General features: G+C 68.2%; 13 protein-coding genes. 6 read left to right on the top strand and 7 right to left on the bottom strand.

The window, feature by feature from the left end; translation table 11 throughout:
* Positions 1 to 70: 70 nt before the first annotated feature.
* From BKA04_RS07295 to BKA04_RS07285, 3 genes are all read right to left on the bottom strand, one after another.
* Entirely contained in the window at positions 71 to 403 is a 333-nt protein-coding gene (locus BKA04_RS07295; protein ID WP_104095821.1) for a chorismate mutase, read from the bottom strand.
* A gap of 9 nt (positions 404 to 412) precedes the next feature.
* A complete protein-coding gene (locus tag BKA04_RS07290; protein WP_232841996.1) occupies positions 413 to 1,345 on the bottom strand; it encodes a DMT family transporter in 933 nt (310 codons plus the stop codon).
* 61 nt (positions 1,346 to 1,406) lie between these two features.
* Positions 1,407 to 2,048, bottom strand: coding sequence for a GNAT family N-acetyltransferase (locus BKA04_RS07285; RefSeq protein ID WP_104095820.1), 642 nt, complete (start codon positions 2,046 to 2,048; stop codon positions 1,407 to 1,409).
* Positions 2,049 to 2,098: 50 nt separating this feature from the next.
* Between BKA04_RS07285 and BKA04_RS07280 the strand changes: the two genes are divergently transcribed.
* On the top strand, positions 2,099 to 2,728 hold the full coding sequence (locus tag BKA04_RS07280) for a maleylpyruvate isomerase N-terminal domain-containing protein (RefSeq protein WP_104095819.1): 630 nt from the start codon (positions 2,099 to 2,101) through the stop codon (positions 2,726 to 2,728).
* Positions 2,729 to 2,735: 7 nt separating this feature from the next.
* On the top strand, positions 2,736 to 3,341 hold the full coding sequence (locus BKA04_RS07275; RefSeq protein WP_104095818.1) for a hypothetical protein: 606 nt from the start codon (positions 2,736 to 2,738) through the stop codon (positions 3,339 to 3,341).
* A gap of 6 nt (positions 3,342 to 3,347) precedes the next feature.
* Here the strand turns inward: BKA04_RS07275 and BKA04_RS07270 are convergent, their stop codons facing one another.
* From BKA04_RS07270 to BKA04_RS07260, 3 genes are all read right to left on the bottom strand, one after another.
* Positions 3,348 to 4,634: an adenylosuccinate synthase gene (locus BKA04_RS07270; RefSeq protein ID WP_104095817.1), complete on the bottom strand. Its 1,287-nt coding sequence runs from the start codon at positions 4,632 to 4,634 to the stop codon at positions 3,348 to 3,350.
* A gap of 51 nt (positions 4,635 to 4,685) precedes the next feature.
* Positions 4,686 to 5,309, bottom strand: coding sequence for a TrmH family RNA methyltransferase (locus BKA04_RS07265; RefSeq protein WP_104095816.1), 624 nt, complete (start codon positions 5,307 to 5,309; stop codon positions 4,686 to 4,688).
* Positions 5,310 to 5,414: 105 nt separating this feature from the next.
* On the bottom strand, positions 5,415 to 8,810 hold the full coding sequence (locus BKA04_RS07260) for a proline dehydrogenase family protein (RefSeq protein ID WP_104095815.1): 3,396 nt from the start codon (positions 8,808 to 8,810) through the stop codon (positions 5,415 to 5,417).
* A gap of 69 nt (positions 8,811 to 8,879) precedes the next feature.
* Between BKA04_RS07260 and BKA04_RS07255 the strand changes: the two genes are divergently transcribed.
* The 4 genes from BKA04_RS07255 (at position 8,880) to BKA04_RS07240 (ending at position 13,212) form a co-directional block, all read left to right on the top strand.
* Positions 8,880 to 10,475, top strand: coding sequence for a phytoene desaturase family protein (locus tag BKA04_RS07255; protein ID WP_104095814.1), 1,596 nt, complete (start codon positions 8,880 to 8,882; stop codon positions 10,473 to 10,475).
* 68 nt (positions 10,476 to 10,543) lie between these two features.
* Positions 10,544 to 11,914: an FAD-binding oxidoreductase gene (locus tag BKA04_RS07250; protein WP_104095813.1), complete on the top strand. Its 1,371-nt coding sequence runs from the start codon at positions 10,544 to 10,546 to the stop codon at positions 11,912 to 11,914.
* 49 nt (positions 11,915 to 11,963) lie between these two features.
* Complete coding sequence (locus BKA04_RS07245) at positions 11,964 to 12,128, top strand: hypothetical protein (RefSeq protein ID WP_167309694.1); 165 nt, start codon at positions 11,964 to 11,966, stop codon at positions 12,126 to 12,128.
* Positions 12,129 to 12,189: 61 nt separating this feature from the next.
* Complete coding sequence (locus BKA04_RS07240; protein WP_104095812.1) at positions 12,190 to 13,212, top strand: 6-phosphofructokinase; 1,023 nt, start codon at positions 12,190 to 12,192, stop codon at positions 13,210 to 13,212.
* Between the two features lie 12 nt (positions 13,213 to 13,224).
* On the opposite strand, the gene BKA04_RS07235 is transcribed toward BKA04_RS07240, so the two are convergent.
* Complete coding sequence (locus tag BKA04_RS07235; protein WP_104096684.1) at positions 13,225 to 14,466, bottom strand: FAD-dependent oxidoreductase; 1,242 nt, start codon at positions 14,464 to 14,466, stop codon at positions 13,225 to 13,227.
* Between the last annotated feature and the right edge of the window lie 82 nt (positions 14,467 to 14,548).

The raw sequence follows: 14,548 nt of genomic DNA, 5'->3' as shown, positions 1-14,548 counted from the left end.
CGATACAACAATCAGAAGTTCAGCGAAACGCCGGCCTGGTGCTCGGAGAGTGACTACTGCCGGGCGTGCGCTACTGCTGCGTCTCGATGGTTCCCGTCGACGCGATCTGCTCGTGGTGGTGGATGACCTCCGCCACCACGAAGTTGAACCACTTCTCCGCGAATGCCGGATCGAGATGGCTCTCCGCGGCGAGCGCACGCAACCGCGCGAGCTGCACCCGCTCCCGCTCAGGGTCCGACGGCGGCATCCCGTTCGCCGCCTTGAGCCGCCCGACCTGCTGGGTGAATCGGAATCGTTCGGCGAGCAGGTGGGTGAGCGCGGCGTCGATGTTGTCGATGCTCAGACGAATGCCGTCAAGCTCGGCGCGGACGCTCTCGTCTCGATCGCTCCCGTGGTCTGGCATGCTACGAGGTTACTGCCCCGGTGCGATTGTCGCGGCCCGGCGAAGTTTCAGCCGCTGCTGCGTGAAGAGGATGCCCACGAGCACGAGTACCGCCCCGACCGGTTCGTTCCAGGAGAGCGTCTCGCCGAGCACAAGGAATCCGAGTACGACCGCGACGACCGGGATGAGGTAGGTGACGGTCGACACGTTGGTCGGACCCCAGGCGCGAAGCACCCCGATGTTCCAGATGTAGGCCAGGCCGGTACCGAGCGCTCCGAGCAGCACCAGGCTCGCGACGACGGGGAAGCTCAGGTCGACCGGCCCGACGGCGAGGATCGGCGTGAGGAGGAGCATGATGGCCGCCGAGGTCCCGATCTGCATGAAGGCCACGGTCGTTCCGCTGATCGGGCGCGGGCTCACGAACTTGCGCATGTAGCTGATCGCGACCCCGTAGGAGATGGCGGCGGCGATGCAGGCGAGCTGCCCCCACAGGTCGCCGCTCAGGTCGGTGTACTGCCAGGGTGCGATGATCACGACCACGCCGGCGACGCCGAGGAGCACACCGATGATCTGGCCACGAACGAGCTTCTCCACGCGGAAGGCGACCGCGGCGAGAATCGCCGTCGCGATCGGGGTGATCGAGTTGTAGATGGCGGCGAGGCCCGACGAGACGTGCTGCTCCGCCCACGCGAAGAGGGTGTGCGGGATGACGCAGTTCGTCACCGCGATGACGACGAAGTGCAACCAGACGATTCCCTCCTTCGGAAGGCGGTGCCTGCCGACGATCATGACGATGCCGAGGGTCAGGGCACCGAGGATCTCCCGCGACCAGGCGATCTGGGTGAAGGAGACGCCGTCGAGGGCAACCTTCATGAACAGGAAGCTCGCCCCCCAGACGAGACCCATCGCGACGAACTGGAGGAGGGCGCTGTACTTTCCGATTCCCGCGGTTTTCTCGTTCACAGACCGACACTACCCGTGACGACGGACACGGATGCGACCTCCAACGACCCGGACGCGCTTCTCATGCGCGCGGCGTCCGGAACAGCACGGGCCGGCCGCCGAAACCTGCGAGTCGCGCCTCGAGGCCGGCGCGCACCTGCGGCCACTCCTCGATCACGACCGAGAACATCGCGGTGTCACGCCAGGTCCCGTCGGCGCGCGGCTGCTCCCGGCGCACGACGCCTTCGAAGGTCGCACCGAGCTTGGCAATCGCCGCCCGCGAATGCTGGTTGAGCACATCCGTCTGGATCCGCACTCGGCCGAATCCGGCGTCGAAGGCGTACTGCAGGAGCAGCAGCTTCGCCTCGGGGTTGACGGCGGTGCCCCACACCCGCGGGTCGTATCCGGTCCAGCCGATGTGGGTGGCCTCGCGGTGCTCGTCGAAGTCGCCGAGGGTGGTCGTGCCGACGACCTGGCCGTCGCGCGGGCCCCCCACGAGCACGACCACGAAGGTGGTGTTCCTCGACGGATGCGTCCGCTCGAACCAGTCCCGAAAGTCCGGGAGGTCCTTCGGCAGGGCCGCGAGTCCTCCCCCGAAGCCGTACTCGAAGACGGCGGGCCGGGCGATCGCCTCGAAGAGCGCGGGAAGATGGTGGACCTCGGCCGGCTCGAGGCGGATGTAGTCCCCGGTCAGGATGGCGGGCTCGGGTCGCGTGGCAGTCACCAGTCGATTCTGGCACCACACGGGGGTCCGACCGGTGGCACCATGGTCGGATGAAGAATGCCGCCGTGTTCGAGCAGGCTGCCCAGGCGTTCCTGGAAATCCTGGACCGCATCGAGGACCGTGAAACGGAGCAGCCCGGCGGGTGGGAACTGCCCGGTCTCGGCGTGTGGACTGTGCGGGGGCTCGCCGGCCACACCTCGCGCGCCATCCTCACGGTGAGCGAGTACCTGGCGGCACCGCCCCCCGCGAGCGTCGGCTGTCCGGATGCCGAGACCTACATCATGGGACTGTCCGGCGGCGGCGCGGATGACGCCGCCATCGCCGCGCGGGGGTTCGCTGCAGGGGAGGCACTCGGCGACGACGCCGTCGCCCGCCTGTCCCGAACGCTCGACCACACGCTCGCGGCGATCGCCGCCCAGCCCGCGAACCGGATCGTCTCGGTCGCCGGGGGCCGCACGATCCCGCTCACCGAGTATCTTCGCACCCGCGTCTTCGAACTCGTCGTTCACACGATCGATCTCTCCAGGGCGACCGGCATCCCGCATGCACTCCCTGCACGAGCGATCGAGGATGCGGCCTGTCTCGCTGGGCGGGTCGCCGTTCGCGCCGGAGACGGCGACACGCTTCTGCTCGCGGTGACCGGGCGTCTTCCACTGCCGAAGTACTTCAGCGTGGTCTAATTCTCCTGTGCCCCTCATCCTGCGCTACCTCGGAATGATCGCCTCCTGGGTCGCATTCCCGCTCGCCTTCACCGTGCTCTTCCTCGGCATGCGCGCCGTCATCGCCGTGGGGGGCTACTGCGCGGAGGGCGGCCCTTACGTGATCGCCACCCCGTGCCCCGGCGATGTCGGGCTGCTGATGCCCGCGAGCGTCTTCATCGGGCTCGCGGCGGTCGGCGTCAACCTCTACCTGGCGCGCGGGCTCGGGGCGTCCCTTTCCCTCCTGGCGTGGCCGATCCTGTTCATCGGTCTCTCCCTGAACTTCCTGCAGGCTGGGCTCACCCCCGACTCCATGGGAGGAACGGGCATCTTCCTCGGCATCATGTTCTTCGTCATGGGAGTCGTCCCGCTCATCGCGTGGCTTCGCCAACCGGGAAACCCCGCTGCCGCGGTCGCGGGAACGAGCCACCTCGACGGAACGCTGGCCGGCAGAGTGTCCTTCGCCTGGGGCCGTTCCGCACACCCGGGACCGCCGGGAACACTCACACCCCTCGACTTCGTCGTCCTCGTTCCGCTGTGGTTGCTCGCAGCTCTCGTGGGCGTCGTGCTCGGGGTGATCTGGATGTCGGCCTGACCGGCCTCACCCGACGAGATCGTGGCGCACGACGATCGCATCGCGAGCCGGTCCGACCCCGATCGCCGACATCCGGGACCCGCTCATCGCCTCGAGGGCGAGAACGTAGTCCCGGGCATTCTTCGGCAGCTTCTCGAACTCGCGCACGCCGGTGATGTCCTCGGTCCAGCCGGGGAAGTTCTCGTAGATCGGCGTCGCGTGGTGGAAGTCGGTCTGTGAGACGGGCATCTCATCGACGCGCTTCCCGTCGACCTCGTAGGCCACGCACACCGGGATCGACTCGATGCCGGTCAGGACATCGAGTTTGGTGAGCACGAAATCGGTGATCCCGTTGATGCGGGCGGCGTACCGTGCGATGGGCGCGTCGTACCAGCCGGTGCGCCGTTTGCGGCCCGTCGTCGTACCGAATTCAGCCCCCTTCTCGGTGAGGAAGTCGCCCCACTCGTCGAAGAGCTCGGTCGGGAACGGCCCTGCGCCCACGCGCGTCGTGTACGCCTTGATGACCCCAATGACGCGGTCGAAGCGGTTGGGGGCGACGCCGGATCCGGTCGCCGCACCACCACTCGTCGCGCTCGAGGACGTGACGAACGGGTACGTGCCGTGGTCGACATCCAGCATCGTCGCCTGGCCGCCCTCGAACAGGACGGTCTTACCCGCGTCGAGGGCGAGGTTCAGTTCGAGAGCAGTGTCCGCCACCATGGGCCGCAACCGGTCGGCATAGGAGAGGAGTTCGTCCGCCACCTCGTCGACCGTGATCGCGCGGCGGTTGTAGATCTTCGCGAGGATCTGGTTCTTCTGTTCGAGGGCCCCCTCGACCTTCTGGCGCAGGATGTTCTCATCGAAGAGGTCCTGGATGCGGATGCCGACCCGGTTGATCTTGTCCGCGTACGCGGGGCCGATGCCGCGCCCGGTCGTGCCGATCTGCCGCTTGCCGAGGAATCGCTCCGTCACCTTGTCGAGCGTGCGGTGATAGGTCGTGATGACGTGGGCGTTCGCACTCACCCGCAGCCTCGAGACGTCGACCCCGCGGGCGGCGAGCGCATCGAGCTCCTCGAAGAGCACGGCGATGTCCACGACCACACCATTGGAGATGACCGGTACGACCCCGTCGGTCAGAATGCCGGACGGGAGTAGGTGCAGTGCGTACTTCTCGGTCCCCACGACGACCGTGTGGCCGGCGTTGTTGCCGCCATTGAATTTGACGACGTAGTCGATGCGATCGCCGAGCAGGTCGGTCGCCTTCCCTTTGCCTTCATCGCCCCACTGGGCGCCGATCAACACGATGGCGGGCATGGCAGACATCCCTTTCGATTGGAGGGGGATTACACCCCAGTCTATCGAGCGTCAGCGAGCGAACTCCACGTGTTGCAGAACCCAGGCGTGCATGGCGACCGCCGCGGCGGCTGAAGCGTTGATCGAACGCGTCGACCCGAACTGGCTGATCTCCACGATGGCCTCAGCTGCCTCGATCGCTTCCGCGGAGAGGCCGGGGCCCTCCTGTCCGAACAGCAGAACGCACCGCCTCGGAAACTCGAAGGTCTCGATGACGACACTTCCCGGCACGTTGTCGATGGCCACGATCGGCAGGGATTCCGCTCGCGCCCACTGTGCGAAGGTGGCGATATCCGGATGCTGGATGACGTGCTGGTAGCGATCGGTCACCATCGCCCCGCGCTTGTTCCAGCGGCGGCGCCCGATGATGTGCACGGTCTCTGCGGCGAAGGCGTTCGCACTGCGCACGATGGACCCGATGTTGAGGTCGTGCTGCCAGTTCTCGATCGCGACGTGGAACGGATGCCGATGCCCGTCGAGGTCTGCGACGATCGCCTCCATGCGCCAGTAGCGGTACTGGTCGATCACGTTGCGCGTGTCGCCGCGCTCGAGAAGCTCCGGATCGTACTCGTCGCCATCCGGCAGCTCGCCGGGCCAGGGGCCGACCCCGTGCGTCGTCTGCTCGGGATGCTCCATGGTCACAACGCTAGTCCGGCGGAGCCGGTCGGGCGGCATCGGCGGTCAGTCCGGATCAGTCCGGATCAGTCCGGATCATTCCGGATCATTCCGGATCATTCCGGATCATTCCGTGACGAGATTCTCGAGGACGGCGTCGGGGACCCCGTAACGGAGGGTGTTGATGCAGATCGACTGCTCCCTCACGAACGGCAGCAGTTCGATGCGCCCGCTCGCCGTCACCGGCGCGGCGTGCACGGCAACGCCCGGCTGTCCGTGCAGCACCCGTGCGAGCACGAGCGCATCTCCGCCGATGAGGCGTATCCGCGTCGTCGCGATGGCCCCGGCCTGCACGCGTGCGTGCCATCGCGCATCCGACTCGACGAGCACTTCCACGACGCCCACCGGGCAGTCGGCCTGCCCGAAGAGCTCGATGAGGTCGGCGTGCAGCGGGACCGGAGTGCTCACGGCGACCGCAGCATCCGTGATCGCCGCGGCGGCGAGCACCCGAACGAGCTGTGCCACCGGTGCACCCTCGCTCAGCCGGATGGTGACCGGCAGCGGCCGGTAGACGCGAACGGCCCGTTCGACGTCGGATGGCGCAAGCTCGACCGGCGCATACCTCCCGCGCCACTCCTCCTCGTCGCTTCGCGCACCGGCCCTCACCCAGTTGAACTCGTCGAAGTGGAGTCCGGCCTGAGCGGCGCGGATGAATCGCGCGACCCGGTCCCCCACCCCCTCGAGTGTCACGGTCGTGCCCGCGGTGACCGCCACCGGCTCCGGGCGGCAGAGAGCCAGTGCAGCGTCCTGTCCGCCATCCGAACGCGCGAGCCCGACCACAGAACGGTTCCAGCCCTCGATCGGCACACGGGCTCTCAGCACCGTCGTCGTCGAGCGGTTGATGCACAGGAGTCCCGCCTGCACGGTCGCCATCCAGGTCTCGAGTTCGAGCGGGTCGAGGGAGTGGATGCCGGCGGCGAGCCCGAACCCGGGGCCGTTCTGGATCTCGATCGCCTCGGCCAGGGTCTCGGCCCGAACGACCCCGATGACCGGCGCACGGTTCTCCCGCCTCCGGTACGGCGAATTCGGGGCGACGCCTTCGCGGAGGCCGGGCGACCACAGCCTTCCCCTCGTGTCGAACTGCCGCGGACGAACTTGCCAGGTCTCTCCCTCGTCCAGCTCATCGAGCAGTGCGCGTTCCCGTTCTCCTGCCGGCCGGCCGAGGGCCGAGATGCCGGCCCCCGGACTTCCCGGTGCAGCCACCGGAACCGAGGCGACGGCATCCGCGAGCCTTCCGAGGAATCGGGCGGACTCGCCGACGGACCCGACCGCGATGACAGTGCTTGCCGCCGTCGACGCCTGTCCCGCATGGTCGAGGGCGCTGTCCACGATGTCGATCACGGCGGCCTCGAGGTCGGCGCTCGGGGTCACGATGATGGAGTTCCTGCCGCCCGTCGTCGAGGACAGCGGAGCCTCCGCGCGCCAGGAATGGAACAGCTTCGCGGTGTGCCTGCTGCCGACGTGCAGGATGTGGTCGACGCGGTCATCGCACACGAGCTCCCGCGTGAGCTCTCCCTCGTCATCGACGATCGAGACGAGATCTGGCGGCACACCTCCGGCAACGAGTGTCTCCACGAAGACGGCCGCAGCTCTTCGCGTCTCCGGAGCCGTCTTGACGATCACGGCGCTTCCTGCGGCGAGCGCGGTGAGCACCGCACCCGCAAGCACGGGAATCGCACCGGACCTCGGGGTCGCCACGACGACGAGGCGCGGAAGAAGAATCATCGCCTCTGGCACAGAATCGAGCTCGCGGGCGTTCGCCGCAGCACGCATGGCCAGCCCGATCGCCACGCTCACGTCGCGATCCGCCTCCTCGAGAAGCGTTCCGCTCTCGCTCACCTCCGTCTCCACGAGGAGTCCCCGCCACTCGGCGAGAACCTCCGCGACGCTCTCGATGACGGTGGCCCTCGTCGAACCGCGCCGCTCTCCCCACGATCCGGCGGCGATGAGCGCGTCGGCGATGAGCGCGTCCAGTTCGGCGGAGGACGAGATCGCAGACCGGGCGAGAAGCGCCTCGCCGGAGGCGGAGTTCCGTGCCCGTTCGAGCACCCCCCGTGCCCAGCTTCTCGTCGAGGGCACGGAGAAGTCGGCGCTCTCGATCCTGATGTCGCCCTGGACGCGGTGTGTGGCCGCCGGTGTGACCCGCGACCTCTCGAGCGCATCGAGGAACGCCGTGCCCGCGCGCTCACGGCTCCGCGCGGTTCGGATGTCTCCGTCGGCGAGTTCACGGATCCGCCGAACGAGGTATGCGGCTGCGAGCGGAAGCTGACCGCCGTGCACGACGGGTACGGTGACCCGGATGCCGCCGACGTCGCGCTTGACGGCTTCGCTGCGGTCGGAGGACATCCCGAGCGTGAACTCGTGCTCAAGGCTCCGCTCGACACCGCGCGACCGTGCCAGCCGCCAAGAGTACGCGGTGACGAACAGGTCGCCTGTCGCCTCGACGATCGTGACGGGCTTCGTGCGCGCCGGAGTCAGGCCGAATTCGAGAAGCCGGATGGCGTGCGCCGTGGTGTCCGCGCGCGTCCCGAACGGGGCAACCGGCCAACCGTGCGTCGCGGCCGCCGCACGCTCCTCACCGAGTTGGTCGCCCTGGGTCAGCCGCACGGTCACCTGCGCCCCGCCGGAGGCCCTCCGCTTGCGCGCGAGGTCGACGACGCGGGAGAGAGCCGGCAGCGAATCGGGGAGGAAGGCGGGCAGCGAGATCCCGAGGTCGAGATCCGGATGCAGTGCGAGCATCCGTTCGAACACCCTCAGTGTCGCTTCGAGTTCGTCGAAGGCGCCGACCTCGAGCACGATGAGCTTGCCCGGCTCCGTGCGGTCCGCGCGCTCGTAGAGCGGATTCAGGAGTTCCACTGCGCGGTCGACCTCCCCCTCGAGGTCGAGCTGGCGGACGCGGCCGAGGAGCGCCGAGAGACGGATGGTGACCGCGTGGACGTCCGGTCGGTCGAGCAGTTCGAGCAGGTCCGCCGCCTGTCGGTACCCCTCGCGATGGCCGCTCGCGACGGCCGTCATGGGGGCGAGCACCGGGCGGATGCCGCCCGGGCGCACGATCGACTCCAGTTCACGGGTCAGATCCTGCGAATCGAGGCGGACCAGGAGGTGGGAGATGGAGCGCAGGAAGCTCTCCCTGGCGAGGGGGACGATCGCCGAGGGAACGAGCGGCGCGAAACCGCCGACGAGCTGCGTGCTGATCTCGGAGTGCCATCGCACGCTCGCCGGCACGTTGCGCGAGAGCCGCTCGAGGTTCGCCGCCGCCACGCCGACATCCGACGGCCGAAGCACCCCGTCGATGAAGTCGGTCGCGAACCGCGCACCGCCGTCTGAGCCGAGAAGTCTCACGAGCGCCGCCTCCCCCGCAGGCAGCGGCACGTCGTCGAGGGCGAGCCAGCGATCGACTGCAGCGATCGCCTCCTCGGCGATACCCGCGATGTCGGGCAGGGCCAACTCGCGCACATCCATCCGAAAAGAATACCGGCGGCGCCTGATACCGAGTCGGGAGTGCGCCCCGCCACTGGTTAGGCTCGAATCATGGTCGACAGAAGAAGCATCGTGATCGTCGGTGGTGGCCACAATGGGCTCGTCGCGGCCGCCTATCTCGCCCAGTCGGGCAGGTCCGTGACGGTGCTCGAACGGCTCGACCACGTGGGAGGCGCCGCTGTCTCCGCCGACGCGTTCCCCGGGGTGGATGCCCGGCTGTCCCGGTACTCCTACCTCGTGAGCCTGCTTCCCAGACGCATCCTTCGCGATCTCGGTGTCGACCTGCAGCTTCTGCGACGGAGGTACTCCTCGTACACCCCCGAGCCGGGTGGATCGACGGGACTCCTCGTCGACCACGCGGATGCCGCGGCGACGTCCGCGTCCTTCGCCGCCATCGGTGCGGCGAAGGACGCAGAGGCGTGGAGTTCCTTCTACGACGGGACGGCCCGGATGGCCCGAGCACTGTTCCCCACGGTCTGCGACCCCCTGCTGCGCAGGTCGGAGGCACGCAGGCTCGTCGAGGACGAGACGTCGTGGGCGTCACTCATCGAGAACCCCATCGGCGAAGTCGTCGAGGGTACGTTCGCGAACGATCTCGTCCGCGGCGTCGTTCTCACGGATGCCCTCATCGGCACCTTCGCCGAGGCGCATGATGCGGCACTCGCGGCCAACCGCTGCTTCCTGTACCACGTGATCGGCAACGAGACCGGCGACTGGGATGTGCCGGTCGGGGGGATGGGCGCCGTGACGAGCGGACTTGCCTCCGCTGCCAGGCGCGCTGGCGCGACGATCGTCACCGGCGCGGAGGTCATCGCCATCGCCCCGGATGGCGAGGTTCGCTATGTGGCAGGCGACCAGGAGCACTCGATCGGCGCGGGCACCGTGCTCGCGAACGTGGCGCCGTACACTCTCGAGCGGCTGGTGCTGGCCGGCGGGTCCTCTTCTTCCGGGCCTTCTCCGGCCGGGCCGGTCGAGACCGCGGCCAGGCCCGAGGGCGCCCAGGTGAAGGTCAACCTCATGCTCTCCCGGCTGCCGCGGCTTCGAGAGTCGTCGGTCGATCCTGCGGCCGCATTCGGCGGCACCTTCCACATCAACGAGCTCTACAGCCAGCTTCAGACCGCGTTCGAGACGGCATCCGGCGGCGGGATCCCGAATCCGCTTCCCGCCGAGATCTACTGCCACTCGCTCACCGACCCCAGCATCCTGTCGCCGGAACTCCGGGCATCCGGCGCGCAGACGCTCACGGTGTTCGGCCTCCACGTTCCGGACCGTCTGATCACAAGCGGGAACAACGATGCGATGAGGGAGCGACTCCAGGCCGCCGTGCTGTCCTCGCTCGATTCGGTGCTCGCCGAGCCGATCGACGACGTGCTCATGTTCGATGCGAACGGCGCCCCCTGCGTCGAGACGAAGACGACGCTGGACATCGAGAACGCGCTCGGGATGCCGGGGGGCAACATCTTCCACGGACCACTGTCCTGGCCATTCGTCGAGGACGACGCACCGCTGTCGACACCGGCAGAGCGGTGGGGTGTCGCGACGAAGTGGGATCGCATCCTCCTGTGCGGGTCCGGTGCGCAGCGGGGTGGCGCGGTGAGCGGGCTCGGCGGCCACAACGCCGCGATGGCCGTCCTCGAGTCGCAGTAGCGTCCCGGGTTCGGATTCACTTCCACGCGTCGTTCTCCCCGGCGTTTCAGCGGGTCTACTGTCGAATCATGAACCCGAGTCCTGATCTGTCAGACCTGCGCGCCCACGTCGCAGGAACCGTTCTCAACCCCGACGACGCGGGCTTCGCCGAAGAGGTCAGCGGATTCAACCTCGCCGCGAGCTTCCACCCGCTCGTCGCCGTCGGCGTCACGAGCGAAGCGGATGTCGTCGAGGCCGTGCGCTTCGCCGCCAGGCATGACCTGCCGATCCGAGTGCTGGCCACCGGACACGGTCCGGCCGCTCCCGTCACGGATGGCATGCTCATCGTCACCAGGCGCCTCGACAGCCTGCACGTCGACCCCGAGACGCACATCGCCACTGTCGGCGCGGGGCTCAAGTGGGAGGCGGTGCAGGCGGCCGCCGCCCCGTTCGGACTCACCGCGATCACCGGCTCATCCCCGGACGTGGGCGCCATCGGCCTCACCCTCGGCGGCGGCATCGGCCCGCTCGCTCGGAGTCACGGCTACACCTCCGACTACGCGCGCTCGTTCCGCATCGTCACGCGAGACGGCGAGGCCATGACGGCGAGCGCAACGGAGAACCCGGACCTGTTCTGGGCGTTGCGCGGAGGCAAGGGCGGGCTCGGCGTCGTCACCGGGATGAGCATCGAGCTCGTGGACCTCCCCCTCATCTACGGCGGCGCCGTCATCTTCGACACCCCGCACATCGAGACGGTTCTGCGGGGATGGATCGACTGGACGACGAGCGCGCCGGATGACGTGACCACGTCGATCGCCATCATCCGTTTTCCCCCTGCCGAGTTCGTCCCCGAGCCTCTCCGCGGACGACACGCGATCGCCCTGCGGTTCGCGTATCCGGGCAGCGCGGAGGACGGGGAGCGCCTCGTGGCGCCCCTCCGCTCGCTCGCCCCGGCCATCATGGACATGATCGGCGAGCTTCCGACCTCGAAGATGGGCCTCATCCACAACGACCCGACCGATCCTCTCCCCGCGTGGGACATCGGCGCATTGCTGACGGGGGTGGACCAGGAACTCGCGACGGTCGTCCTCGGCCAGCTCGGCGCCGGCGTGCAGACTCCGCTCATGATCACCGAACTGAGGCACCTCGGCGGACGGACGGCGGTCGATGTCCCTGAGGGGTCGGCCGCAGGCGGACGGTCTGGCCGATTCTCGCTGTACTCGATCGGCGTTCCCGACCCTGCCCTGTTCGCGACGGTGCTTCCGGCCGCCGGTGGCGCCCTGTCCGACGCACTAGCACCCTGGGTGGCGCCCCAGACCATGGTCAACTTCGCGGGTGCCTTCAGCTCCCGCGCCCACTTCGAAAGCGCCTGGCCGCCGGAGATCTTCTCGAGGCTGGAGACTGTGAGAAAGGCGTACGACCCCGCCGGGCTCTTTACCTACGGACCCGCCGCTGGTTAAACTCCACCAACGGCAGAAAGCGCCCGGCTCTCACGGAAGGGGACACGATATGGCCGACTTCGATCCCTTCGCGAACCAGGGCGGTCCTGCGGCCTGGGATCCTGAACACGCCGACGACTCGAAGAAGCAGGCGGACGAGCTCCTCAAGAAGCTGGCGGCCGAGGAAGACGAACCCGGGTCCGGTCCCTCGACGTTCACCGACGACGAGGACTGACCCCCGGCGTCATCGCGTCATCGCGTCACCGGCACGGGGTCGCGTGCACCAAGATGGTTGCATGGCAATCGGCATCCTCACGAGCGGCGGAGACGCACCGGGACTCAACGCGGTCATCCGCGCGATCGTGTTCAGCGGGATCCAGTTGCACCAACTCGACTTCCTCGGAATCCGCAACGGCTGGAAGGGCCTCCTGGAGGAGGACATCTTCAGGCTCGAGCGCCACCACATCATGGGGATCAGCAAACACGGCGGGACGATCCTCGGCACGTCGCGCACCAACCCCTTCGAATACGGCGGGCCCGATCGAGTCCGCGAGGTCATGGAGCGCCACTCGATGGATGCGCTCGTCGCCATCGGCGGCGAGGGAACCCTCGCGGCGGCGAAGCGACTGTCCGACCTCGGCATCCCCATCGTCGGCGTCCCGAAGACGGTGGACAACGACCTCGACGCGACGGACTACACCTTCGGTTTCGACACCGCGGTCGAGATCGCGACGGAGGCCATGGATCGCCTGCGCACGACGGGCGACTCGCATGACCGCTGCATGGTCGCCGAGGTCATGGGTCGCCACGTCGGCTGGATCGCCCTCCACTCCGGGGTCGCGGCAGGCGCGCACGCCATCCTGATTCCGGAGCAGAAGCTGTCGATCGAGGAGATCTGCGAGTGGGTCACCCGTGCACACCTTCGTGGCAGGGCTCCGCTCGTCGCCGTCGCTGAGGGGTTTCTCCTCGACACGATGACGGATGTCCACAGCGAGCGCGGACTCGACGCCTTCGGTCGACCGCGTCTCGGCGGCATCGGAGAAGTCCTCGCACCGCTCATCGAGGAGCGCACGGGCATCGAGACACGAGCCACCACACTCGGCCACATCCAGCGCGGGGGCACGCCCACCGCGTACGACCGGGTCCTCGCGACGCGTCTCGGCTGGGGTGCGCTGCAGATGGTCCTCGAGGAGAAGTGGGGCTTCATGGTCGCACTCCAGGGCACCGACATCGTGGATGTTCCGTTCGAGGCCGCGCTCGGTTCGCTCAAGACGGTGCCGGATGCCCGCTACGCGGAAGTGCGCGCCCTCTTCGGCTGACGCGCTGCCTCGTCAACGGGGATCGAGCTGCGGTTCGATGACCTCCGGACGGAACCCGCGTCCGACGATGCGCGCTGACAGCTGCCGAAGGATCGGCAGGAGCACGGCCGCGATCGCCCGTTGCCACCAGCGCATCGGGTTCGTGAGGAAGCCCCCGCCACCGGGCTTCGCGATGACGTTGTGCAGCCGCAACTGGATCGGCTGCATTCGCGCCACCGGCGGCAGCCTCCTCGCCTGCACCCTGGCGAGCTCCTCGGTCGTGACCGCCCCAGCCCTCAGGGCATCGACGAGAAGGTTCGCAGACGCCACGGCATCCTGGATCGCATAGTTCACCCCGACGCCGAATGCGGGGGACATCGCGTGCGCCGCGTCGCCGATGCACAGCAGGCCGTCCTGCCACCACTGTTGCAGACGGTCCACCTGCACGGTGAGCAGCTTCACCTGGTCCCAGTCCTTCAGGGAGTCGACGACCTCGGCCAGGAACGGTGCGACGCGTACGATGCGGGCGCGGAACTCCTCGATCCGCGCATCCTGAACCTCTGGGTAGCCGCCCTTGGGAATGAGCATCCCCGCCTGGTAGTAGTCGTGGCGGGGGATCGTGATGACCATCGACTCCGCATCGAGATAGGCGAGGGTGTCGGGCGGATTCACCGTCGTGCGCGGCAGCCGGAACCACAGCAGGTCGATGGCGACCCCGAAGTCCACCGGGACGAGACCGGCAGCGTCGCGAACGGACGAGTCCCTGCCATCCGCCGCGACGGTGAGCACCGCCTCGATCTCGACCGGCCCGGTCTGGGTCGTCGCGGTGACGCCGCGCACTCGGGCATCCGCGTCACCGCCCTCGCGCAGGATTCCGGTCGCCTCTGCCCCCATCATGAGATGGAAGTTCGGGTACTTCGCGCCCTCCTCCGCGAACAGGGACAGGAAGTCCCACTGCGGCATGAGCGCGATGTAATCGTTCTTCCGGTGAAGCTTCGAGAAGTCGACCGGGGTCAGCCGGTTACCGTTCACGACGACGTCCAGGGTGTGGATCTCGCTCTGCGGGATGGCATCGAACTTCGCGCGCAGGCCGAGCTGGTCGATGAGGTCGATCGTCGAGGGATGAATCGTGTCACCGCGGAAGTCGCGGAAGAAGTCGAGGTGCTTCTCCAGTACGACCGTGTCGACGCCGGCCCTGGCGAGCAGCAGGCCGAGCGTGATACCGGCCGGCCCGCCGCCGGAGATGCAGCAGGTCGTCGTGATGGTGTCGGGCATGCGGGCCTCTCCCACTCGGCGACACCGCATGGCTCGCCATTCGGGTCAATGGCGCCGGAGAGCGTACCGTGAAACACTATCG

It is taken from the genome of Terrimesophilobacter mesophilus (genome assembly GCF_014200375.1).
In the GTDB taxonomy this organism is placed as follows: Bacteria; Actinomycetota; Actinomycetes; order Actinomycetales; family Microbacteriaceae; genus Terrimesophilobacter; species Terrimesophilobacter mesophilus.
This window is presented reverse-complemented; position numbering and strand designations above follow the sequence as displayed.